23 protein-coding genes are annotated in these 21,551 nt (G+C 61.4%); 16 read left to right on the top strand and 7 right to left on the bottom strand.

Features of this window, described 5'->3' with window-relative positions; all coding sequences use genetic code 11:
* The first annotated feature begins 247 nt into the window (after positions 1 to 247).
* Positions 248 to 1,186 carry an IS110 family transposase gene (locus tag N2A41_RS06805; protein ID WP_260110578.1) on the top strand — a complete coding sequence of 313 codons (939 nt, stop codon included), beginning with the start codon at positions 248 to 250 and terminating at the stop codon, positions 1,184 to 1,186.
* A gap of 208 nt (positions 1,187 to 1,394) precedes the next feature.
* On the opposite strand, the gene N2A41_RS06800 is transcribed toward N2A41_RS06805, so the two are convergent.
* A complete protein-coding gene (locus N2A41_RS06800; RefSeq protein ID WP_260110577.1) occupies positions 1,395 to 2,564 on the bottom strand; it encodes an alpha-D-ribose 1-methylphosphonate 5-triphosphate diphosphatase in 1,170 nt (389 codons plus the stop codon).
* 179 nt (positions 2,565 to 2,743) lie between these two features.
* Between N2A41_RS06800 and N2A41_RS06795 the strand changes: the two genes are divergently transcribed.
* Together N2A41_RS06795 and N2A41_RS06790 are read left to right on the top strand one after the other, a co-directional pair.
* Positions 2,744 to 2,983 carry a type II toxin-antitoxin system Phd/YefM family antitoxin gene (locus N2A41_RS06795; RefSeq protein WP_017963751.1) on the top strand — a complete coding sequence of 80 codons (240 nt, stop codon included), beginning with the start codon at positions 2,744 to 2,746 and terminating at the stop codon, positions 2,981 to 2,983.
* On the top strand, positions 2,983 to 3,438 hold the full coding sequence (locus N2A41_RS06790) for a type II toxin-antitoxin system VapC family toxin (protein ID WP_260110576.1): 456 nt from the start codon (positions 2,983 to 2,985) through the stop codon (positions 3,436 to 3,438). Before N2A41_RS06795 ends, N2A41_RS06790 begins: the two co-directional genes overlap by 1 nt.
* Here the strand turns inward: N2A41_RS06790 and N2A41_RS06785 are convergent.
* Positions 3,383 to 3,973 carry an NUDIX domain-containing protein gene (locus N2A41_RS06785; RefSeq protein ID WP_260110575.1) on the bottom strand — a complete coding sequence of 197 codons (591 nt, stop codon included), beginning with the start codon at positions 3,971 to 3,973 and terminating at the stop codon, positions 3,383 to 3,385. The genes N2A41_RS06790 and N2A41_RS06785 overlap by 56 nt on opposite strands.
* Positions 3,970 to 6,108, bottom strand: a complete 2,139-nt coding sequence (locus N2A41_RS06780; RefSeq protein WP_260110574.1) for a molybdopterin-containing oxidoreductase family protein — start codon at positions 6,106 to 6,108, stop codon at positions 3,970 to 3,972. Before N2A41_RS06780 ends, N2A41_RS06785 begins: the two co-directional genes overlap by 4 nt.
* An 81-nt stretch (positions 6,109 to 6,189) precedes the next feature.
* Here N2A41_RS06780 and N2A41_RS06775 point away from each other — a divergent pair, with 81 nt between their 5' ends.
* Positions 6,190 to 7,059 (top strand): 23S rRNA (adenine(2030)-N(6))-methyltransferase RlmJ, encoded by an 870-nt coding sequence (locus N2A41_RS06775; RefSeq protein WP_260110573.1) that lies wholly within the window; start codon positions 6,190 to 6,192, stop codon positions 7,057 to 7,059.
* A gap of 59 nt (positions 7,060 to 7,118) precedes the next feature.
* Positions 7,119 to 7,715, top strand: a complete 597-nt coding sequence (locus N2A41_RS06770) for a glutathione S-transferase (RefSeq protein WP_170261213.1) — start codon at positions 7,119 to 7,121, stop codon at positions 7,713 to 7,715.
* An 84-nt stretch (positions 7,716 to 7,799) separates the two neighbouring features.
* Here the strand turns inward: N2A41_RS06770 and N2A41_RS06765 are convergent, their stop codons facing one another.
* Positions 7,800 to 8,435, bottom strand: a complete 636-nt coding sequence (locus N2A41_RS06765) for an outer membrane protein (protein WP_017963745.1) — start codon at positions 8,433 to 8,435, stop codon at positions 7,800 to 7,802.
* Between the two features lie 365 nt (positions 8,436 to 8,800).
* Between N2A41_RS06765 and N2A41_RS06760 the strand changes: the two genes are divergently transcribed.
* From N2A41_RS06760 to N2A41_RS06740, 5 genes are all read left to right on the top strand, one after another.
* Positions 8,801 to 9,568 carry an SDR family oxidoreductase gene (locus tag N2A41_RS06760; protein ID WP_017963744.1) on the top strand — a complete coding sequence of 256 codons (768 nt, stop codon included), beginning with the start codon at positions 8,801 to 8,803 and terminating at the stop codon, positions 9,566 to 9,568.
* Positions 9,565 to 11,610 carry an excinuclease ABC subunit UvrC gene (uvrC, locus tag N2A41_RS06755; RefSeq protein WP_260110572.1) on the top strand — a complete coding sequence of 682 codons (2,046 nt, stop codon included), beginning with the start codon at positions 9,565 to 9,567 and terminating at the stop codon, positions 11,608 to 11,610. The genes N2A41_RS06760 and uvrC overlap by 4 nt, the downstream gene beginning before the upstream one ends.
* A 192-nt stretch (positions 11,611 to 11,802) precedes the next feature.
* Positions 11,803 to 12,393 carry a CDP-diacylglycerol--glycerol-3-phosphate 3-phosphatidyltransferase gene (gene pgsA, locus N2A41_RS06750; RefSeq protein WP_017963742.1) on the top strand — a complete coding sequence of 197 codons (591 nt, stop codon included), beginning with the start codon at positions 11,803 to 11,805 and terminating at the stop codon, positions 12,391 to 12,393.
* A complete protein-coding gene (gene moaD / locus N2A41_RS06745; RefSeq protein WP_260110570.1) occupies positions 12,390 to 12,644 on the top strand; it encodes a molybdopterin converting factor subunit 1 in 255 nt (84 codons plus the stop codon). The genes pgsA and moaD overlap by 4 nt, the downstream gene beginning before the upstream one ends.
* A 196-nt stretch (positions 12,645 to 12,840) precedes the next feature.
* Positions 12,841 to 13,302 carry a molybdenum cofactor biosynthesis protein MoaE gene (locus N2A41_RS06740; protein ID WP_260110569.1) on the top strand — a complete coding sequence of 154 codons (462 nt, stop codon included), beginning with the start codon at positions 12,841 to 12,843 and terminating at the stop codon, positions 13,300 to 13,302.
* A gap of 9 nt (positions 13,303 to 13,311) precedes the next feature.
* Here N2A41_RS06740 and N2A41_RS06735 read toward each other — a convergent pair whose 3' ends face one another.
* On the bottom strand, positions 13,312 to 14,208 hold the full coding sequence (locus N2A41_RS06735; RefSeq protein ID WP_222293310.1) for a branched-chain amino acid ABC transporter permease: 897 nt from the start codon (positions 14,206 to 14,208) through the stop codon (positions 13,312 to 13,314).
* A gap of 65 nt (positions 14,209 to 14,273) precedes the next feature.
* Between N2A41_RS06735 and N2A41_RS06730 the strand changes: the two genes are divergently transcribed.
* Positions 14,274 to 14,819 (top strand): CGNR zinc finger domain-containing protein, encoded by a 546-nt coding sequence (locus N2A41_RS06730; RefSeq protein ID WP_260110568.1) that lies wholly within the window; start codon positions 14,274 to 14,276, stop codon positions 14,817 to 14,819.
* Positions 14,816 to 15,319, top strand: coding sequence for a hypothetical protein (locus N2A41_RS06725; protein ID WP_017963737.1), 504 nt, complete (start codon positions 14,816 to 14,818; stop codon positions 15,317 to 15,319). The genes N2A41_RS06730 and N2A41_RS06725 overlap by 4 nt, the downstream gene beginning before the upstream one ends.
* A gap of 84 nt (positions 15,320 to 15,403) precedes the next feature.
* On the opposite strand, the gene ndk is transcribed toward N2A41_RS06725, so the two are convergent.
* Together ndk and N2A41_RS06715 are read right to left on the bottom strand one after the other, a co-directional pair.
* A complete protein-coding gene (gene ndk, locus N2A41_RS06720) occupies positions 15,404 to 15,826 on the bottom strand; it encodes a nucleoside-diphosphate kinase (protein ID WP_004680549.1) in 423 nt (140 codons plus the stop codon).
* Between the two features lie 81 nt (positions 15,827 to 15,907).
* Complete coding sequence (locus N2A41_RS06715) at positions 15,908 to 16,597, bottom strand: glutathione S-transferase family protein (RefSeq protein ID WP_260110567.1); 690 nt, start codon at positions 16,595 to 16,597, stop codon at positions 15,908 to 15,910.
* 136 nt (positions 16,598 to 16,733) lie between these two features.
* Here N2A41_RS06715 and N2A41_RS06710 point away from each other — a divergent pair, with 136 nt between their 5' ends.
* The 4 genes from N2A41_RS06710 to N2A41_RS06695 all read left to right on the top strand — a co-directional run bounded on the left by N2A41_RS06710 (position 16,734) and on the right by N2A41_RS06695 (position 21,449).
* Positions 16,734 to 17,243: a DinB family protein gene (locus N2A41_RS06710; RefSeq protein ID WP_260110566.1), complete on the top strand. Its 510-nt coding sequence runs from the start codon at positions 16,734 to 16,736 to the stop codon at positions 17,241 to 17,243.
* Between the two features lie 184 nt (positions 17,244 to 17,427).
* Positions 17,428 to 18,477: a GGDEF domain-containing protein gene (locus N2A41_RS06705; RefSeq protein ID WP_260110565.1), complete on the top strand. Its 1,050-nt coding sequence runs from the start codon at positions 17,428 to 17,430 to the stop codon at positions 18,475 to 18,477.
* A 114-nt stretch (positions 18,478 to 18,591) separates the two neighbouring features.
* The gene (locus N2A41_RS06700) at positions 18,592 to 20,475 is read left to right on the top strand and encodes an ABC-F family ATP-binding cassette domain-containing protein (protein ID WP_260110564.1); all 1,884 of its coding nucleotides are present in this window, start codon (positions 18,592 to 18,594) and stop codon (positions 20,473 to 20,475) included.
* Positions 20,476 to 20,603: 128 nt separating this feature from the next.
* On the top strand, positions 20,604 to 21,449 hold the full coding sequence (locus tag N2A41_RS06695; protein ID WP_222293300.1) for a polysaccharide deacetylase family protein: 846 nt from the start codon (positions 20,604 to 20,606) through the stop codon (positions 21,447 to 21,449).
* The last annotated feature ends 102 nt before the right edge of the window (positions 21,450 to 21,551 follow it).

Here is a 21,551-nt window from a genome sequence, read left to right as displayed (position 1 = left end):
CAGACTGGTGACAAAGTCGGCCAGCTTGCCGCCTGGTTCGAATGGCCGCCCCTTGTATCTGCATGTTAGATTTTATGTGCGATGGAAGCGATTGAGCCTCTGGCTGGGTGGCCACCCAGCCAGAGGCGTGACGAAGTCGCCCGTTTCCCCCTCCGGTTACAACCGTGGATGAGCCTGGGATCTTCGTCATCGTCACGTACGACCGAATAGTCGCTTGGCTTCAACCGCACGCACAAGGCAGGTTACCGTGAACAGAGTTATATGTGGAGTGGATGTTTCGAAGGACTGGCTGGATGCGTTTATCCGCCCGTCCGGGGTTTTTGAGCGTTTCAGCAACGATGCGGCCGGCATCGGTGCGCTGGCTGCGCTCTGCCGGGAGCAGGGTGTCGAGCTCGTCGTCATGGAGGCGTCGGGCGGCTACGAGCGTTCGGCCTTCCTGCTGTTGTGGGAGTTGGGGATTGCCTGCGCGCTTGCCAATCCGCGCCATGTGCGCCGCTTTGCCGAGGCCATGGGGTTTCTGGAAAAGACCGACCGCATCGATGCGGCGATGATCGCCGATTATGCCGAGGCCAGGCGGCTGTCTGCCCTGCCGCCGCCGAAAGCCGCGCAGCTGCGGCTGTCGGCGCTGATGACGCGGCTGTCCCAGGTCACCAGCGATCTGACCGTCCAGAGGCAGCGCCGCAGTGCTGCCCGCGATCAGCAGAGTGTGGCAAGCCTCGACGAAGTGATCGCGCTTCTGGTGCGCCAGAGCCGCGCCCTTGAGGGCGAGATTGCCTCGATGATCGACGACGATCCGCTCTGGGCCTGCCTCAACCAAGCCTTTCGCTCGATCAAGGGGGTGGCGGACCGTACCGTTGCCCGGCTGATGGCCGAACTGCCCGAAATCGGCCGAATCTCCAACAAGGCGATCGTCAAACTGGCCGGCCTGGCGCCGATTGCCAACGATAGCGGCAAACGCAGCGGACCCCGGCCGGTGCGCGGCGGGCGCTCCGGACCGCGTGGCATCCTGTTCCTGGTCGCCGCCACCGCGGCCAGGTACGATCCGCATTTGGCTGCCTTCAGGCAAAGGTTGCAGAGCGCTGGCAAGCCGAAAATGGTTATCCGCATTGCGCTCGCCCGAAAACTGCTGGTCATTCTCAATGCAAAAGCACGGGATGCGCGAAGAGAATTCGAATGCGCAACTTGACAACCCAGATAGTCGCTCATCCGGCTGCGGCCACCTTCTCCCCGTAAACGGGGCGAAGGGACCATGTCGCAACCTCCGTTCCCCGCAACCTGTCGTATGGCACGTCCCCTCGCCCCGTTTACGGGGAGAGGGCTAGGGTGAGGGGCAGCCATCTTTCATTGCTTTATGCATGTCGTCGTCCCAAAACTGCGGTTTTGGGCGACATGCATTAAGCCGCCAGCGCCCGCAGCGGATGCAGCGTGCCGTCGCTATAGACGAAGCGGCCGGCGCGGAAGGTGGCGCGGATGCGGTTGATGTCGCCAGGCTCGACCACGACCAGATCGGCGCGTTGGCCGATGGCGATCTCGCCGCGATCCGATAGGCCTGCGGAACGGGCCGCGTTGCCGGTCGCCATGGCAACGGCGGCTGGCAGGCCGCCCTCCACCATGTCGGCAAGCTTGAAGATACCGGGTACGAAGGCAGCCGGATGATAATCGGCGGCAATGACGCTCAGCAGACCGGCCCTCGCAGCATCGAGCGCGCTGAGATTGCCCGACATCGACTGGCCGCGGAGTGCGTTCGGCGCGCCCATCAACGTCCAGAGACCGCGACGGCGCGCCTCTTCGGCCGCAGGTGCGGTGACCGGAAACTCGCTGATGGTGACGCCGAGTTCGTGCATTTCGGCGACTTTTTCAACACTGTCATCGTCATGCGAGGCAAGCGACAGCTTGTGCTTCAGCGACAGCGCGACGATCTCCTTCAGCTTGGCTTCGATGTCAGGATTGCTGCGCATGGCGATGCGCTTGGCGACGATCTCCGCCGCCATTTCCTCGGAGACGGCGCGGCGCTCGGAAATGCTGAGGATATAGCTTTGGAGGTTGTTGTACTGGCCCTGGCCCGGCGTGTGGTCGGTGAGCGAAACCATGTCGATCTGATCGGCATTCAGCAGGCGCTCGAGTGCCGCGGCTGCGCCGACGTTGGTGATTTCGTAGCGGGCGTGGACGCGGTGGTCGATCAGCAGATCGTCCCGCAGGCGGTTGATGCCTTCGATCACAGCTGATGTCGTCTCCAGCGAACGGACGTGACCGTAGACGCTTTCGGTTGCAAAGGAGACGGCGGCGAACGCCGTCGTGACACCGGCAGCGGCAAGCTTCTTGTCGAGTTCGTGGATGCCGAAATCGATCGGCATCGTCGCGTTCGGCCGCGGGGCGATTTCGCGTTCGATCATGTCGCCGTGCAGATCGACGAATCCGGGCATCAGCAGCCGTCCGCCGCCATCGATGGCGGCACCGGCGACCGGCTCCGGCCTGATCTCGGCGATGGCACCATCCTCAACACGCACGGAACCTTCACTCACCACTTCGTTTGGGAGAACGAGGGTGAAATTGCTGAGCCACATGGGCTTTCTCCTGACCGCATCCGATGATTGACAAACCGCAGCGCATAGAACTGCTTCGTGACAACTGCATGAAGAACTTCCAAACTTCTTACTCTTTCCGTTCTTGCTTCGCCATACTTGACCAATCAGTTGACCAAGTTTTGACGTGACATTACATTAAACACAAATGGACGGTGGCTATGACGATCAAAGTGAAAGTGGCGGAGGCAAAAACGCATCTCTCGGAGCTTCTGACAAAGGTGGAAGCAGGCGAAGATGTGGTGATATCACGCGGCAACAACGCGGTCGCCCGCATGATCAAGATCGATGACCATCGCCAGAGGCTCGACGCCATCCGTGCGCTCCGCAGCGAACGGGCAGAACGCGCCGGAGCAACCGCGGCCGAAATTCAAGCCTGGCGGCGCGAAGGCCAACGCTGATGCCGTTCGTGGTTGATGCTTCGGTTGCGGCGGCTTGGTTGCTTGTCGATGAGGAAAGCCGGACTGCCGAAGAAGCCTTGTCGTTTCTCGAAACGGAAGACGCCTTGGTGCCCGATCTCTTCTGGCATGAGATACGCAACATCCTGTTGACCGCGGAACGGCGGAAACGCATCTCCAACGAGGATGTGCTCGCTTGTCTCATGCGACTCACCAGCCTGCCGCTGCGCACTGTCTCAAGCGAAGACCATCTTCCGATCTTGCGACTTGCCGGAAAATATCAACTATCGGTCTATGACGCCGCTTATCTGGCGCTTGCGGTCGCAGAGAACGTATCGCTTGCGACGCTGGACGCCAGACTGGAACGTGCCGCGTCAGCGGAAAGTCTCACTTCGGGCTGGGTTAGAAAAGCGTTCCCCTGTTCAACAGCGCCCATTGCAGAAGCACGATCGTTTTGACGTCGAAGATCTCGCCGGTTTCGATCATCGCCGCCGCTTCGTCGAGCGGGATTTCGAGGACCTCTATATCCTCGTGCTCCTCATCCAGGCCGCCGCCTTCCGCCACGCGGTCGGCGATGTCGATGAGGGCTGCGAAGAAATGCACGACTTCGGTGACGGCGCCCGGCGAGGGATAGGATTTGAACAGGAAGCGCGCATCGCGTAGGCGATAGCCGGTCTCCTCCATCGCCTCGCGACGGATCGCCGCCTCGGGATGGTCGTCGTCGAGAAGGCCGGCAGGCACCTCGATGATCCAGCTGGGATCGCCGTTGAGATGAACGGCGAGGCGGAATTGGCGGACGAGAACGACGAGGTCGCGCTTGGGATCGTAAAGCAGGATGCAGGCGGCCGGCGTGCGGTGATAGACTTCCCGCTTCAACCGCTGGGTCGCGCCCTTGCGGTCGATATAGTCGAGTAGGTAGCTGCTCAGCCGCGTCCACCCATTCGACAGGATTTCTTCGCTGACGATCTTCACGCGTGATTTCGGCTGCATCATGCTGCGTCCCTGCGAAGCCAGACCTTGTTGTCGTGTACGGCCGCCCCGCCATAGGGCGCAACGGGGTCGGCACCGGTCAAGACGTTGATGCCCTCGCCGTCGACATGCGCCTTGTTCGGCCAGAGCCCCTCGGCGATCAGCACGCCGGATTTGACTTCGGTGGTGATGCGGGCATGGAGGCGCAGATCGCCGCGGCTGTTGCCGATGCGCACAAGATCGCCATCGGCTATGCCATTGGCTTCGGCGTCGGCCGGATTGATCATCACTTCAGGGCGACCTTCCTTCTGGCGAGAGGTCTTGGTCTCGGAGAAGCTCGAATTCAGGAAGTTGCGCGCCGGCGACGTGGCGAGCCGGAAGGGATGCTCGGGATCGGCGACTTCGATGACATCGACCTGATCGGGGAAGGCCGGAAGCTCGGAATGCGGACCTAGCGCGCCGATAGAAGCCGGGGGCTTGTTCGGCGCCGGCTGATCGATCCAGTCCGGGCGGAAATGGAACTTGCCATCCGGATGGGCAAAGCCGTTCAGATAATGCGCCTCCTCGAAAGCGGGCTGACGATCGAACCATTTGTGTTCGAGGAAATGGTCGTAATCCGGCAGGCCGCTCGATTCCAGAATGCGGTCGACCATCTCGCGGGCGGTGAAGCCGAAGCCGGGGCGATCGGCGACGCCGAGGCGTTTTGCCAGTTCCTCGATGACGAAGAGATTGGTGCGCACCGTTGGCGGCGGCTCGACCAGCTTCGGCCCCAGCAGGATATGGTTCTGGCCGCCGGCGCGGTAGATGTCGTCGTGCTCGACGAACATCGTCGCGGGAATGACGATATCGGCGATCTCAGCCGTTTCGGTCATGAACTGTTCATGGACCGCGACGAAGAGATCGTCGCGGGCGAAGCCGCGTCTGACGAGGCGCTGCTCGGGCGCGATGTTGGCGGGATTGGTGTTCTGGATCAGCATCGCCGTCACCGGGCCGCGATGACGCAGCGCCACCGGATCGCCGGTCAGCACGCGGCCGATCTGGGATTGATCGAGCGTGCGGATATCGGCATCCTTCATCGACCGGCCGGTCAGTTCCGCATTGTTCATGCGGAAGATGTCGCTGTTCGAATGGAAGGCGCCGCCGCCCTCATATTTCCAGGAGCCGAGAACGGTGGCGATCGAGGCGGCCGCATGCATGGCGACCGCGCCGTTGCGCTGGCGGGTGAAGCCATAGCCCAGGCGGAAAAAGGTCTTCTTCGTCGTGCCGACGAGGCTGGCGAAGGCTTCGATCTCCTCGACCGAAAGACCGGTGATGGCAGCCGCCCATTGCGGCGTCTTGGTTTTCAGATGCGCCTCGAGACCGGCGGGATCATCGGCATATCTCGCCATATAGTCACGGTCGGCGTAACCGTCGCGGAAGGCGATGTGCATGACGGCGCAGGCGAGTGCTGCGTCGGTGCCCGGCTTAACGATCAGCGCCATGTCGGCCTGCTTCATCGTCGGATTGTCGTAAATGTCGATGACGACGATCTTCGCGCCGCGCTCCTTGCGCGACTTGATGGCGTGGGTCATCACGTTGACCTGGGTGGAGACCGCGTTGGTGCCCCAGATGACGACGCAATCCGTGCGGCCCATCTCGCGCGGATCGGGGCCGCGCAACGTGCCGGTCGCCATGGTGAAGCCGGTCCAGGCGGGGTTGGTGCAGATCGAGGAGAAGAAGCCGGAGTAACGCTTGGCATGACGAAGGCGATCGATGGAATCGCGCTGCACCCAGCCCATGGTACCGGCGTAGAAATAGGGCCAGATCGCTTCGCTGCCGTCCCTTGCCTCGGACTTGACAAAGGCTTCGGCGATCTCATCCAGCGCATCGTCCCAGGAAATCTGCTGCCACTGCCCTGCCCCCTTGGCGCCGGCGCGGCGTAGCGGATGCATCAGGCGGTCGGAATGGTAGAGCCGCTCGGCATAACGGGCGACCTTGGCGCAGATGACACCCGACGTGTAGGAATGGTCATTGGCGCCGCGGACACGGCCGATGCGGCCATCCTCCGATATCTCGACCTCCAGCGCACAGGTGGAGGGACAGTCATGCGGGCAGGCCGTGTGGCCCACCCTGTTTTCCGGCTTGGATGATTTGGCATGGATGGGGGTCGCAATGTTCATGGCATTTGTATATTCCAAGGCTTGCACGGCCAAAAGCCACAAAAATTCCCATGACGCGAATTCATACGGACATCAGCAAAAATGAACTACCGCCACATCTATCACGCGGGCAACTTTGCCGATGTGCTGAAACATGTCGTGCTGACGCGGCTGATCCGCTACATGCAGAAGAAGGATGGCGGCTTCCGCGTGCTCGACACGCATGCCGGCATCGGGCTCTACGACCTCTCCTCCGAAGAAGCGCAGAAAACCGGCGAATGGCTCGATGGCATCGGCAAGCTGATGGAGGCAGAGCTCGGCCCTCAGGTCTCTGAACTGCTGGAGCCCTACCTCTCGGCAATCCGCGAACTCAATCCTGAAGGCGGCATCCGCTTCTATCCCGGCTCGCCGAAACTTGCGCGCATGCTGTTTCGGCCGCAGGACCGCCTGTCGGCGATGGAACTGCATCCCGAGGACTATGTCAGGCTGCACCGGCTGTTCGAGGGCGATCACCACGCCCGCATCACCGAGCTCGACGGCTGGCTGGCGCTCGGCGCACATCTGCCGCCGAAGGAGAAGCGCGGCATCGTGCTCGTCGATCCGCCCTTCGAGGAGGAGGACGAATATCGGCGGCTGGCCGAGGGGCTGGAAAAGGCCTACCGGCGCTTTCCCGGCGGCACCTACTGCCTGTGGTATCCGCTGAAGAAGGGCGCGCCGATCAAGGAATTCCACGAGAGGCTACAGGCGCTCGACATTCCGAAAATGCTCTGCGCCGAACTTGCCGTTCGCAGCGACCGCGGCATTACCGGACTGACGGGCTCCGGACTCGTCATCGTCAACCCGCCCTTCACACTGAAGGACGAGTTGCACCAATTGCTGCCCGCATTGAAGGACCATCTGGCGCAAGACCGCTTCGCCTCGCACCGCGCCTTCTGGCTGCGCGGCGAAAACAAGGCCGTCAAGGACGATTGACCAGCCAATCGCCTTAAGGGATAGTCCGTGCCGCAGTCTACAACCTCATCCGGTGTCCCATGAAGCTCCTTTGTTCGCCCGCTTCACCCTATTCCAACAAGGTGCGGATGGCCGCGCATTTTCTGGGCCTGGAGTTGAACGCCATCCGGGTCGACACCAATACCGGACCGGCGATCCTGGTGGACAACAATCCGCTCGGCAAGATCCCGACGCTTCTGAACGATGACGGGATTTCGATATACGACAGCGTGGCGATCATGCATTATTTCGACCGGCTGACGAAGGGTGGGCTCTACCCTTCGAAGAACGGCAAGCGCACGGATGCGGAAATCCTCGAGGCGCTGTGCGACGGCATCTGCGACTGCCTGCTGGCGATCGTCTACGAGCGGCGCTTCCGCGACGAGGAAAAAATTCACCAGCCGTGGATCGACCGGCAATGGAAGAAGGCGACGAGCGGGCTCGCTCATCTCAGCGCCAATCCACCGAAAACAGGCAAGAAGCTCAATGGCGGACATTTCGCGCTGGCCGCGACGCTCGATTATCTCGAGCTGCGCTTCAAGGACCAATGGGAAGCCGATCATGCGCCTCTGATCGACTGGCAGCGGCAGTTCGACAAGAAATTCCCTGCCCACAGCGAGCTTAAGTCTGAGGGCTGAGCGGGCTCAGCGTCTGAGCAACGAGCACACAGCAAAAAGCCGGGCGACGTGCCCGGCTTTTCCATGTTCGAATATTCAACTCGCTTAGAACTTGACGCCGATGCCGAGCTTGACGCTGTTCTCGTCGTAACCGCGCGAGAAGCTGCCGGAGTCGAGGTCGTAATCCTTGCTCTGGTAGTCGGTGTAGCGATATTCCAAGCGCGTCGTGATGTTGTTGGTCACGAAGGCTTCGACACCAGCGCCGACCGTATAGCCGTAATTCGTCTTGCTTTCGTCCGAGGTACCGTCGGAAACCTTGACGTCGCCGATGGCAAGACCAGCTGTGCCGTAGAGCAGGAAGGGATTCATGTCGTAACCGACGCGGCCACGGACGGAGCCGTTCCAGCCATACTTGTTCTTGACGCCGCCTGAGGAGACATCGTCGCCGCTGTAGCCGAGATCGGATTCAACGCCGTAAACGATCTGGCCCTGCTGCCAGTTGTAGCCGGTGAAGACCTGGCCACCGAAACCGTAGGTGTGACGGTCGGAACCGAAGTCACCCATGTTGTAGGTGCCGGCGCCGCCGAGGTAGAAGCCTTCCCAGTTGCCAGCCGGCTTGACCGGAGCTTCCTGGGCGACCGGTGCTTCCGGAACCTGGTCGACGGCATCGGCCGCCTGAGCTGCCGAGACGCCCGCAATTGCAAAAACGGAGGCCATGAGGCCAGCAATGAGTACACGCATACTTAGTCTCCTTTCAGTCCCGCGCCGCTTACCATCTGTCTATCAGTGAAGCATTGGCGGGATATTGCCAGATGTCCCTTCCGGATCGAGATTGAAATTGGAACTGAAATGCGGATTTGAAAGAGCCAAATTGTGATATCATTGTGGCTGCCGCATGGCTGAAATTCGATGTTGCTTTGGCGCAACATACACTTTGTTAACCCTACCGAAGAGTTAAACTTAAAATACCTATTTTAGGAAATCGCATTCTTAAATAATACATAGAATATCCGGCTCTCCGACGCAACCGCAACGGCCTATTTATATAATCTCCGCCCGCCCCTATATAGTCTGCTGACAGACTCGCGGGATCAGAAGGCAAGATTTTGAACCACAAAAGACTTCGCTCGGCCCTTATAACAGGGGCTGCAAAAAGAATAGGCCGGGCAATCGCCGAAGACCTTGCCGCAAATGGCTTTTCCGTTGCGATCCACGCGAACGGCTCCATCGGTGAGGCCGAAGAGCTGGTGGCGGAATTGCGGCAAAAGGGACAAAGGGCGATCGCGCTGCAGGCCGACCTTAGCGATCTCGGCGAAACGGGCGCATTGGTCGCGAAGGCGTCGGAAGCGCTCGGACCGCTCGATCTGCTCGTCAATAATGCGTCGGTCTTCCAGCATGATTCCGCGCGTAGTTTCAATGCCGCCACATGGGCATTGCACTTCGACCTGCATGTCCGTGCGCCCTCTATCCTTGCGGCGGCCTTCGCGCAGCAGATGCCCGCTGAGGCAGCAGGGCTGATCGTCAATATCATCGACCAGCGGGTCTGGGCGCTGAGGCCCAGCTTCTATTCCTATACCCTCTCCAAATCCGCGCTGTGGACGGCGACGCAGACGCTTGCACAGGCGTTGGCGCCACGCATCCGCGTCAATGCCATCGGCCCCGGCCCCTCGATGCCGAGCGAGCGGCAGGCGATGGAGGACTTCCAAGCGCAGGTCTCAGCCCTTATCTTGCAGCGAGGGCCGGCGCTGGAGGAATTCGGACAAACGATTCGCTTCCTTTACGACACGCCCTCGATCACCGGCCAGATGATTGCCCTCGACGGCGGCCAGCACCTCGCCTGGCAGACGCCCGATGTGGCGGAGATTACGGAATGAATGGACGAAAGCTGCCGGATGGCGGCGTTCTCTACGACGAGACGGATGAGAGCGAAGACGATATCGAAGTGGAAGGCGACGTTTCCGCCGTCGCCCCGCTTGCGGCTGCGGTCGACTGGAACGCGGGCAGCCTTAACGAGACCGGGCTTATCGGCGCGGAACTGATCGCCGAATTCGTCAAGCGGCTCCCCAACAGCCCCGGCGTCTACCGCATGTTCAACGCCGAGGGTGACGTGCTCTATGTCGGCAAGGCGCGCAGTCTGAAGAAGCGCGTCAACAATTACGCCGTCGGCCGCGTGCATTCCAACCGCATCGCCGAGATGGTGCGCCAGACGGCCAACATGGAATTCGTGACGACGCGCACGGAAACCGAAGCGCTGCTGCTGGAAGCGAATCTGATCAAGCGCTTGCGGCCGCGCTTTAACGTGCTTTTGCGCGACGACAAGTCGTTTCCCTATATTCTCATTACCGGCGACCACCGGGCGCCGGCGATCTTCAAGCATCGCGGCGCCAGAGCGCGAAAGGGCGACTATTTCGGACCTTTCGCTTCGGCCGGCGCGGTCGGGCGGACGATCAACTCGCTGCAACGCGCCTTCCTGATCCGCACCTGCACCGACAGCGTCTTCGAAACGCGGACGCGTCCCTGCCTGCTCTACCAGATCAAGCGCTGTTCCGGTCCGTGCACGCATGAGGTTAGCGACGAGGGTTACGGCGAACTGGTGCAGGAGGCGAAGGACTTCCTGTCCGGCAAGAGCCAGAAGGTGAAGTCGCATATGGCCGAGGCGATGAACCAGGCGGCCGAGGACCTCGACTTCGAGCGGGCGGCGATCTATCGTGATCGCCTGGCGGCATTGTCGCATGTGCAGAGCCATCAGGGCATCAATCCGGCCGGCGTCGAGGAGGCTGACGTTTTCGCCATCCATCATGAGGGCGGCATCTCCTGCATCCAGGTGTTCTTCTTCCGCACCGGCCAGAACTGGGGTAACCGCGCCTATTTCCCGAAGGCCGATCCGCAGCTTTCGAGCGCCGAAGTGCTGAATTCCTTCCTCGCACAATTCTACGACGATAAGCCGGTGCCGAAGCAGATCATGCTGTCGCAGACGGTCGAGGAGCTGGAACTGCTCGCCGCAGCACTCAGCGAAAAGGCCGGCCACAAGGTTTCCATCCTCGTGCCGCAGCGCGGCGAGAAGCGCGATCTCGTCGACCATGTCGTCGGCAATGCGCGCGAGGCGCATGGGCGAAAGCTCGCCGAGACGGCATCGCAGTCGCGGCTGCTCGAAGGTTTCAAGGAAACGTTCAAGCTTGCCTATACGCCGCAGCGCATCGAGATCTACGACAATTCGCATATCATGGGCACCAATGCCGTCGGCGGCATGGTGGTCGCGGGGCCGGAAGGTTTCGTCAAGAACCAGTACCGCAAGTTCAACATCAAATCGACCGACATCACGCCCGGCGACGACTTCGGCATGATGAAGGAGGTGATGACGCGGCGTTTCTCGCGGCTGATCAAGGAGGAAGGCATTCCTGACCGGACGGCGCAGGCGGCGACCACCCCCGACGCTGCCGACATGCCCTTCCCGACCTGGCCCGATGTGATCCTCATCGACGGCGGCCAGGGGCAGATGACGGCAGTGCGCGCCATCCTTGCGGAACTCGGCATCACCGAGAGCGTGACGGCGATCGGCATCGCCAAGGGCATCGACCGCGATGCCGGGCGCGAACGCTTCTTCCCGCCGGGACGAGAAAGCTTCACGCTGCCGCCGCGCGATCCGGTGCTCTATTTCATTCAGCGCATGCGCGACGAGGCGCATCGTTTCGCGATCGGCTCCCACCGGGCTCGGCGCAAGAAGGAAATGATCAAAAACCCGCTCGACGAGATCGGCGGCATCGGCCCATCGCGCAAACGCGCGCTGCTCCAGCACTTCGGCACGGCAAAGGCGGTTTCGCGCGCCGCCCTGTCCGACCTGATGGCGGTGGAAGGCATATCGGAAGCCGTCGCCAGGCAGGTCTATAACCATTTCCACGACGACGCCGCGAAATAACCGGCGTCCGTCGCAAATTCCACGCAAAGGCGGTGAAAAGACAGAAAGAATGTTGACGGTCCGCGGCCAAAGCCGTCATCTACCGCAACGACCCGAGCACGATGCGGAGGTCCTAAAGTGTTACAGCGTCCTTGGCGCGTCTGAAAAAAGGCGCGGCGCTGTAGCAGCGCATCAATTCAGAGAAACGATCCCATGGCATCGCGTGCGTACAGCATTCCCAATCTTCTGACCTACGGCCGTATCCTCGCCGTGCCGCTGATCGTTCTCTGCTTCTTCATCGAGGGCAGGCTGTCGATCAGCAACACGGCGCGCTGGGTGGCGCTGTGGATCTTCGTCATCGCCTCGCTCACCGATTTCCTCGACGGCTATCTCGCGCGCATCTGGAACCAGACGTCGAATATCGGCCGCATGCTCGACCCGATCGCCGACAAGCTGCTGGTAGCCTCGATTCTTCTGCTGGTCGCGGCCGACCAGACGATCGCCGGCTGGTCGATCTGGGCGGCGATCACCATTCTCTGCCGCGAGATCCTGGTTTCGGGCTTGCGCGAATATCTGGCGGCGCTGAAGGTCAGCGTACCCGTGACGCGGATCGCCAAGTGGAAGACGACGCTGCAGCTTGTCGCCATCGCCTTCCTGCTCGCCGGCCCGGCCGGCGACGAGATTTTCCCCTATACGACGCAGATGGGCATCGCGCTGCTGTGGATCGCGGCGCTGCTGACGATCTACACCGGCTATGATTATTTCCGCGCCGGACTGAAACATATCGTGGATGACGAGGAATGACGCGGCTTATCTATTTCGCTTGGGTGCGCGAGCGCATTGGCAAGGGCGAGGAGGAGATCGACCTCCCCTCCTCCGTCGTCACCGTTGCCGATCTCCTCACTCATTTGAAGACGCTGGGCGAAGAATATGAGACCGCACTTCAATATCCCGACATGATCCGCGTGGCGCTCGACATGGAGCATGTCGAGCATGACGAGCCGATATCAGGGGCGAAAGAGATCGGGATATTTCCGCCGATGACGGGGGGATGACTGGGATGAGATCCGGTGCGGCATATTCCCTTCCCTTCTCCCCTCGGGGAGAAGGTGCCCGAAGGGCGGATGAGGGGGCCGCCCCGGCAGGTACTGCCCTTCGCTTGCGCTCAGTGCGTTCGCGGCTTGCGCCACTCACCCCCCTCATCTGTCCTTCGGACATCTTCTCCCCGCTGGGGAGAAGAGGGAGGCTGTATTGACCATCATCCCCACCATCCGCGTTCAGCAGCAGGACTTCGACCTGCAAGCCGAGGTCGATCGCCTCTCCAAGGGCAAACCCGGCGTCGGCGCCGTCGTCACCTTTTCCGGCCTCTGCCGCGATGAAGGCGGGACGCTGGCAGCCCTCGAACTCGAGCATTATCCTGGCATGGCTGAAGCGGAGATGCGGCGCATCGGCGATCTGGCCATCGCGCGGTTCGGACTTCTCGGCCTCACCGCCATCCACCGCTACGGGAAGATCGCCGCCGGCGAGAATATCGTGCTCGTCGTCGCGGCCGCACCGCACCGGCAGGCGGCGTTCGACGGCGCCAATTTCGTCATGGATTTCCTGAAGACTGCTGCCCCCTTCTGGAAGAAAGAGCACGCCAGGGGTGGTGCCACCGGCGACTGGGTCGCGGCGAAGGACGCCGACGACGCAGCGCGCGACAAGTGGAAGTAAATTAGTAAATTAGAGCACCACACGCTCCCTGCGGCTCATGACCAGTAGCAGGACGAGTAGCGAGAAGATAACCAGATCCCGCCAGACGAAGGGGCCATAGGCGCCCCACATGGTTTCGGCGACGGCAAGCGCGGCCGCGCCGCCGGCCGAGCGCAGCGGATCGGAGTAGCCGCCGACGGCTGCGATCAACAGCACCTTCAGTCCGAACATCAGGCCGGAGCCGAAATCCATCGAGCCGTAATAGAAGGTGGCGAGGATGCCGCAGATCGTGGCGACGAGAGCGGCTGCCGCATAGGCGACGAGAAAGACGCGGTCGGCGCTGGTGCCGCAGAGTTCGGCTGCCAGCGGGTCATCGGTGACGGCGCGCCAGATGCGGCCCCAGACCGTGCGCCTGAGGATCAGCGTACCGATCGCGACGATGGCGCACATCAGCGCCGTGTCGATCAGTTGGATATGGGTGAGCGTCACCTTGAAGGGGCCGTCGCTCCAGAAGACGACCGTGTCGTTCAGGAATGGCGGCAGCCAGATGGCGCGGGTATTGGCGGCAAGCCGGGCAGTCTCCATCAGCACGATCATCATGCCGAGGGCGGCGACGATGACTGTATTCGGCGATTTGCTGACCAGCGGCAGCATGATCGAGCGGCCGATCCATAGGCCCGCCCCCAGTGAATAGACGATGGAAGCGCAGGCGCCGACGGCAAGGGCGGCCGGCAGCACCAACCAGAAGCGGTTGAAAGCAAGTTCGGTGAAGAGCAGCAGGATCTGGCCCGCGAAGGCAAAGATCGCCCCATAAGTGATGTCGGCCCGCTTCGTCACGCCAAAGGCGACGGCATAACCGAAGGCAAGCGCGGCATAGAGGGCAGCAAGTGGAACCGCATTCGCCAGCTGCTGCAGAAGATAGGCCATTCGAGACACTCCGCGTCATTAAAATTATAACTGGTAAAACCTATTTCGCTAGTTATAATTTCATCATGAGCTTTTCCTGGACCCCTCACCGCTTTGCCGGCGGCGCATTGGCGCTCGATGTCGTCAACAGCGTCGTTCTGCGCCACGATGCAACGCGGCGGATCGACCGCTTCGCGGTCAGGGATCAAATGCGGAGCTTTCCGCGCGCCGCAGCCGAATTCTGCGCCGAGCGCGCCCTTTTCGGCGATATCGCGCCGGTGGCGGCGGAAAGCGAAGCGGATTTCATCGCGCTGCGGGAAGCGATCGACGCCTATTTCCGCGAGCGTATACTGAATGGCGGCGACGACCAATTGCTGGCCGGGCTGCTGGAAGCGCTGGCGAAGACATTGCGCGACGCGGGCCCCAACAGCCTGGCCGCGGCGACCGCCCATTCGGCACTGCGGCTGATCGCCATGCCCGATCCGGAGCGCATGAAGATCTGCGGCAATTGCGGCTGGCTGTTCATCGACCGCAGCAAGAACAGAAGCCGGGCCTGGTGCGACATGGCGGTCTGCGGCAACCGCGCCAAGGCGAACCGTCACTATCGCCGCAAGAAGGAGGAGACGCCATGAAGAAATATATGATCGTAGTGGTCGCAGCAGCGGCCCTTCTGCTTTCCGCCTGCCAGCGACAGGCGGAAAACCTGGTCGAGGTCACCGGCCATCTCTTCGTCTTCAACTATCGGGTGGCGAGCGCCACCTATCTGCTGACGCTGAAGAAGACAGGCCCCATCCCCGACGGCTCGGTCATCATCGCCGAATTCGAAAATCCGCAAGGAGGCGATCCGTTGGTGCTGAACCAGAAGATCTACCCGATCGACGACAAGATCGCTCTGCAGAGCGAAAAACTGCACTGCGTGCGCAAGGACCGCCCCTATTCCGTCAGTGTCCGGCTGGTCGACAAGGACGGCAAGGTGCTGCAGGAATTGAAGACGCAGTTCCGGTCCGACCTCGACCAGACCGTCCTGCCGAGCAAGCCGCTCGTCGTCGGCGCGCTTTATGACAAGAACCCGGAGGTCTTCAAGCCTGATGGCAGTGTCGATTTCTCGAATACCGACAAATGCCCGGCATAGAGAAATGTATAGAAAAAGCCGGAGCAAGGCCCCGGCTTTCGAGAGTCAATTCAAGGCATTGCCGGCGAATGCCGAAGCGTGGCCTCAGCCGACGATTTCGGTATCGGAGAACCAGTACTTGATTTCCTGGGCAGCTGTTTCAGGAGCATCCGAGCCGTGAACGGAATTTTCGCCGATCGACAGAGCGTGAACCTTGCGGATCGTGCCTTCGTCAGCGTTTGCCGGGTTGGTCGCGCCCATGATCTCGCGGTTCTTGAGGATTGCGCCTTCGCCTTCCAGCACCTGGACGACGGTCGGGCCGGAGGTCATGCCTTCGACCAGTTCGCCGAAGAAGGGACGGTCCTTGTGAACGGCGTAGAAGCCTTCGGCTTCGCGACGGCTCATCCAGACGCGCTTGGAAGCGACGACACGCAGACCGGCATCTTCGAGCATCTTGGTGATAGCGCCTGTCAGGTTGCGCTTGGTTGCATCAGGCTTGATCATCGAGAAGGTGCGTTCAATCGCCATAGTCAAATCCTCTGTTTTCTCGGGAAAAGTGGGCGGTCTTTACCCGCCCCAACGCCCGAAAACAAGAGGTAGGCGGCAATTTCACGCCGCTGTCACAGTCCTGCCGCGGCTTTGGTGAAGATCGAGGCATCGTTCGAACCAGGCCATGACGGGATCGTCGGCAGCCAGCATGGCGAGACCGGCGGAGACACGCAGCCATTGCAGCGCGCCGAAGACGATATAGTCGGCAAAGAGCGGTGTCTGCCCGCCGATGAAGGGTTGGAATTTCAGCATGTGCCGGAGCGGCTCCAGCCTGGCGCCGAAGGCGGCCTTCTCCACCTCGCTATCGGCGGCAGCCATTTCCAACGGCTTGCCGAGCCGAGCCTCCCGGCTTTCGCGGAAATAGGCCTTGTCTCCCTCGTCGAGGTTCGTATGGATGTCGAGAAGGGCGATGCGCATGATCGCCGGATGGATGATCATCTGCGAATAGCCTTCCACCATCCGCGACAACGCCTTGCCGCCTTCGCCGTTGAACAGTGACGGCCGCTCGGGATAGGCCTCCTCCAGATAGAGCGCAATGTCGAAGCTGTCGGAGACCAGCCGGCCATTGTCGTCGAGAACGGGCACGATCGACGAGACGCCGCCGCCGATCGCGCTGATGCGGGCATAGGTGGTCGGAATCTCCTCGAAATCGAGCCGCTTGTGCGCGAGCGCCATGACAGCCTTCCAGCAATGGGGCGAAAAGAAGCGCCGCTCGTCGGCGCCGCAGAGGGAATAGAGGGCTCTGGTCATGACAGTCCTTTCGAGATCGCAGCTCTATCCATTCCACGACAGAAAGCGCCTGCGATCATCAGGAAATTTCATGGCGTCATCACTCGGCTTTCTGCGGAAACCGGCTAGACTGCCGCTACGACACGGGAGGGACAGGATGCTCAGACATTACAGGATGTTCGCCGCCTATAATCGCTGGGCCAACCGCCAAGTCTATGCGGCTGCGGCCGAACTCAGCGATGCAGAATTCCGCAGCGACCGTGGCGCCTTCTTCGGCTCGTTGCATCGCACGCTCAATCATCTGCTCGCCGCAGACCGGATATGGATGAAGCGCTTCACCGGTACCGGCGAGGCACCGACGACGCTGAATGCTGTGCTCTTCGAAGATCTGGATGCGCTTGCCGCCGCGCGCAAAATCGAGGACGAGCGTATCATTGCCTGGATGGACACGCTGGACGAGGCAGCTCTTGCCGCCGACTTCACCTATGTGCCGGTGACGCAGCCGGGCGAATTCACCCAGCCGCTGGCTCCAGCGCTTGCGCATCTCTTCAACCACCAGACCCATCATCGCGGCCAGTGCCACATGACGCTGACCGCGCTCGCCAAGCCGAGCCTTACGCTTGATCTCATCTACTTCCTGCGCAGCGAGGGTTGCGAGTGGATGTGAGGCACGATCTAAATTAAGAAGCCTCCCACTTTTCGGAGTCATGGTCTGGCCATCAAGACTGAATTAACCGCCATTGCCGGTTCTGCCGCCAATCCTGGGCTATCCCGGCGAAAGTTCAGCCTCTCTTAAAAGCTTACGGGCATAACGTGATGTGAGAGATGAGGCTGGGTCGCGAGGGATCGTCATGCAGAATGCAAGCGCAAACGCATTGTTGCCGCGCGAGGCTGTGCGCCCGGCGCCGAAGGGGGATATTCAGAAGATCGCCCAGCACATGGCGCGCCTCAACGTCGCCGCGCTGCCGCGCAATTACGAGCTCTTTCACGAGGTGATCGTCGGGCTGAATGCCGGCCTTGCGCAGGATATCGCAGCACTCGGACCGCAGCCGCAACAGCCCATGCTCGACGAGCTCGGCCTGAGATACCGCCTCGTCGGCCATTGCGGGCTGGCAGGCGAGACCTCACGGAATGAGGCGAGCCGAATGCTGCGCGATGTGGCGGAAAGGCTTGCCGAAGGGCTGAAGCACAAGAATACCTTTGCGCGCGCCTGCAGCGCTATCCTGAAATCCGTTTCCGGCCAGAGCGACCAGAGCCTTGCCGCTTTCCTCAGCGAGGTCGATTATCTCACTGCGTCGCTTTCGACCGTTCTTGCGGCCGAGATGGAAATCGGCGCGAAGCTGCAGGACGATATCAAGACGCTGGAAACGCTGGAGCGCGGCATTTCGGCAATGCAATCGGCCGCCATCGCCGACAGGATCACCGGACTTCCGAACCGCATTGCGCTGAACCGGACGATCGCCGATCTCTACGAGCGGGAAGAAGGTGCCGCCGGCAGCGCACTGATCATGATCGATATCGACAAATTCACCGATCTCAACGACAAATACGGCACGCAGGCAGGCAACAAGCTCCTGAAGAAGCTCGCCGGCCTCCTCCAGAAGTCGATCAAGAAAAACGATTTCATTGCCCGCACCCAGGGTGATGAATTCGCCCTGTTGTTTTCCAATGTCGGCATGCAGGATGCGATGGCGATTGCCGAGCGCCTGCGCGCCTCCGTCGAAGACAATCTGGTCTTCGCGACATCCGACAAGACCGATCGCGGCAGGCTCACCATCTCGATCGGCGTGGCGCTCAGCACCGATGCGGCAACGCCAGGGCAGTTGCAGGCCAATGCTCGCGTGGCGCTTCTCGCCGCGCAATCGAACCCCCGACTGCCGGTGCAGGCTTTCGGCCGCTGAGGCGGCGGACACGTGTTCTGGCCGCGGGACAAGCAAACTTGCGGCGCACAAGCAAGCTTGGCGCGGGGATAAGCGCTCTTGCCTTGGCGAGCGCTTTCAGCCAAAACGCCGGCCATGATCACGCTCACCGATATTTCCGCCCGCATTGCCGGGCGCCTGCTTCTCGACAATGCCAGCGTTTCGCTGCCTTCAGGCACGAAGGCTGGGCTCGTCGGGCGCAACGGCGCCGGCAAGTCCACGCTTTTTCGCGTCATCACCGGCGATCTCGGCTCGGAGAGCGGAACGGTGTCGATCCCGAAGGCCGCACGCATCGGCCAGGTGGCGCAGGAAGCGCCGGCGACCGAAGACGCGCTGATCGAGATCGTGCTTGCCGCGGACAAGGAACGTACCGCCCTCGTTGCCGAGGCGGAAACGGCAACCGATCCGCACCGCATCGCCGAAATCCAGATGCGCCTCGTCGATATCGACGCGCATTCGGCCGAAGCGCGTGCGGCGAGCATTCTTGCCGGCCTCGGCTTCGACAAAGAGGCGCAGGCTCGCCCCGCCTCCTCCTTCTCCGGCGGCTGGCGCATGCGCGTCGCCCTTGCCGCCGTGCTGTTTTCCGAGCCGGATCTACTTCTGCTCGACGAGCCGACCAACTATCTCGACCTCGAAGGCACGCTGTGGCTGGAAGACTATGTCAGGCGCTACCCGCATACCGTCATCATCATCAGCCACGATCGCGACCTGTTGAACAACGCGGTCAATGCGATCGTCCATCTCGACCAGAAGAAGCTCACCTTCTATCGCGGCGGTTACGATCAGTTCGAGCGGCAGAAGGCGGAAGCCGACGAGCTGCAGACGAAAGCCAAAGCCAAGAACGACGCGGCGCGCAAACATCTGCAGGGCTTCATCGATCGCTTCAAGGCCAAGGCTTCGAAGGCCCGGCAGGCGCAATCGCGCGTCAAGGCGCTGGAGCGCATGGGAACGGTCGCCGCTGTCATCGAGGACCATGTGCAGCCGATCACGTTTCCCGAGCCGGAAAAGCAGCCGGCTTCGCCGATCGTCGCGATCCAGAGCGGCGCCGTCGGCTACGAGCCCGGCAATCCGATCCTGAAGAACCTCAATCTGCGCATCGACAATGACGACCGCATCGCCCTGCTCGGCTCGAACGGCAACGGCAAATCGACCTTCGCCAAATTCATCTCCGGCCGGCTGGCGCCGGAGAGCGGCGAAGTGAAGATCGCGCCGAGCCTGAAGATCGGCTTCTTCGCGCAGCACCAGCTCGACGACCTCATCCCCGAGCAATCGTCGGTGGAGCATGTGCGCCGCCTGATGCCCGGCGCGCCGGAAGCCAAGGTGCGCGCCCGCGTCGCCCAGATGGGGCTTGCGACCGAGAAGATGGCGACGGCCGCCAAGGATCTTTCCGGCGGCGAAAAAGCCCGCTTGCTGATGGGGCTTGCCGCCTTCAACGCGCCCAACCTGCTGATCCTCGACGAGCCGACCAACCACCTCGACATCGACAGCCGCCGCGCGCTGATCGAGGCGCTGAACGACTACGAAGGCGCCGTCATCCTGATCTCGCACGATCGCCATCTGATCGAGGCGACGGTCGATCGGCTGTGGCTGGTCAATGGCGGTACGGTGACGACCTTCGAAGGCGATATGGACGAGTACCGCGACCTCATCGTCACTTCCGGTAAAAAAAAAGAAGAAAGGCCGCAGCTAGCTGAAGACGCGACGTCGAAGGCCGACCAGCGCAAGCTCAATGCCGAACGTCGCGCCTCGCTGACGCCGCTCAGGAAAAAGATCAATGAAATCGAATCCTTGACGGCGAAGCTGGAGAAACAGATTCAGGCGCTTGACGCGGAACTTGCGGACCCGGCCCTTTACGAGAAGACGCCCACTAAAGCGGCCGAGAAGGCAAAGCAGCGCGGCGAAGCTGCGGCAAAACTGGCGGCTGCCGAGGAAGACTGGCTGATGCTGTCTGCCGAATACGAAGAAGCGATGGCGGGATAGTCACAAGTCTTAAGGAAAGCGTGGCGAAGTGCCGCGCTACAACACAATTTTTGCCGATCTCAACCGATCGTTAACCATAATCCGAAAGGTTGTCTCAACATTCATTACCGATTTGTTGAGCCCTTTCCATGTATCGTTTTTTCGTTCTGTCCTGCATGGCCCTCACGGCCGCCCTCTCCGCCTGCAGCACCGCCAGACAAGCCGCTCCCGATACCACGATCAAGACCTCGTCGGTGATCGCGCCCGAAGAGCGGAAACTTGCCTATGCCGGCGACGATGCGACCCCGCGCCTTGCCGGCCCGCATCATCTGGCCGGACGGATACTGGAGGTCTCCTCGCTCGCAGATCTCAAGCTGCAGGACAAGGAAGTGATCCTCAGCTTCGACGACGGCCCGATCCCTGGCCGGACCGACAAGGTGCTGGCAATCCTCGACCAGTTCGGCGTCAAGGGTGCCTTCATGATGGTCGGCGAGATGGCCGATATGCATCCGGCGCTCGCCCGCAAGGTCGCCCAGGATGGCAACACGATCGGCAGCCACACCTATGACCACGCCAACCTGAGTTCGCTGAGTTTCGACGCGGCGATGGCCGAGGTGATCAAGGGCGAATTGGCGGTGACCAAGGCGACCGGAACCGACGTCTCCTTCTTCCGCTTCCCTTATCTTGCCGAGAGCCACAGGCTGCGCGCCGCGATCGCCATGCGCGACATGGTGGTCATGGATGTCGATATCGACAGCAAGGACTACTTCACCACGACGCCGGTCTCCATAACCCAGCGGACGATGAACCTCTTGCACAAGCGCGGCCGCGGCATCATCCTGATGCATGACATCCACAAACGCACGGCGACGATGCTACCGACCCTGCTCTCGAAACTCGAAGCCGAAGGTTACAAGGTGGTGACGCTGAAATTCAAGAAGACCGAGGTGCCGAACACCGTCGTCGCCTCGGCCGATTTCGTGACGACCCGCTAGCGCATGAGCCCGAAAATCGAAATCGATCTTCGGGCCTATGCTAAGATTCAAAGTGTTACGGCGTCCTTCGCGCATCTGAAGAGACGCGCGGCGCAGTAAGGC

Source organism: Rhizobium sp. SRDI969 (assembly GCF_025152725.1).
Lineage (GTDB): Bacteria > Pseudomonadota > Alphaproteobacteria > Rhizobiales > Rhizobiaceae > Rhizobium > Rhizobium leguminosarum_I.
The sequence above is the reverse complement of the archived record's forward strand: the minus strand, read 5'-3'. Positions and strand labels throughout refer to the sequence as shown.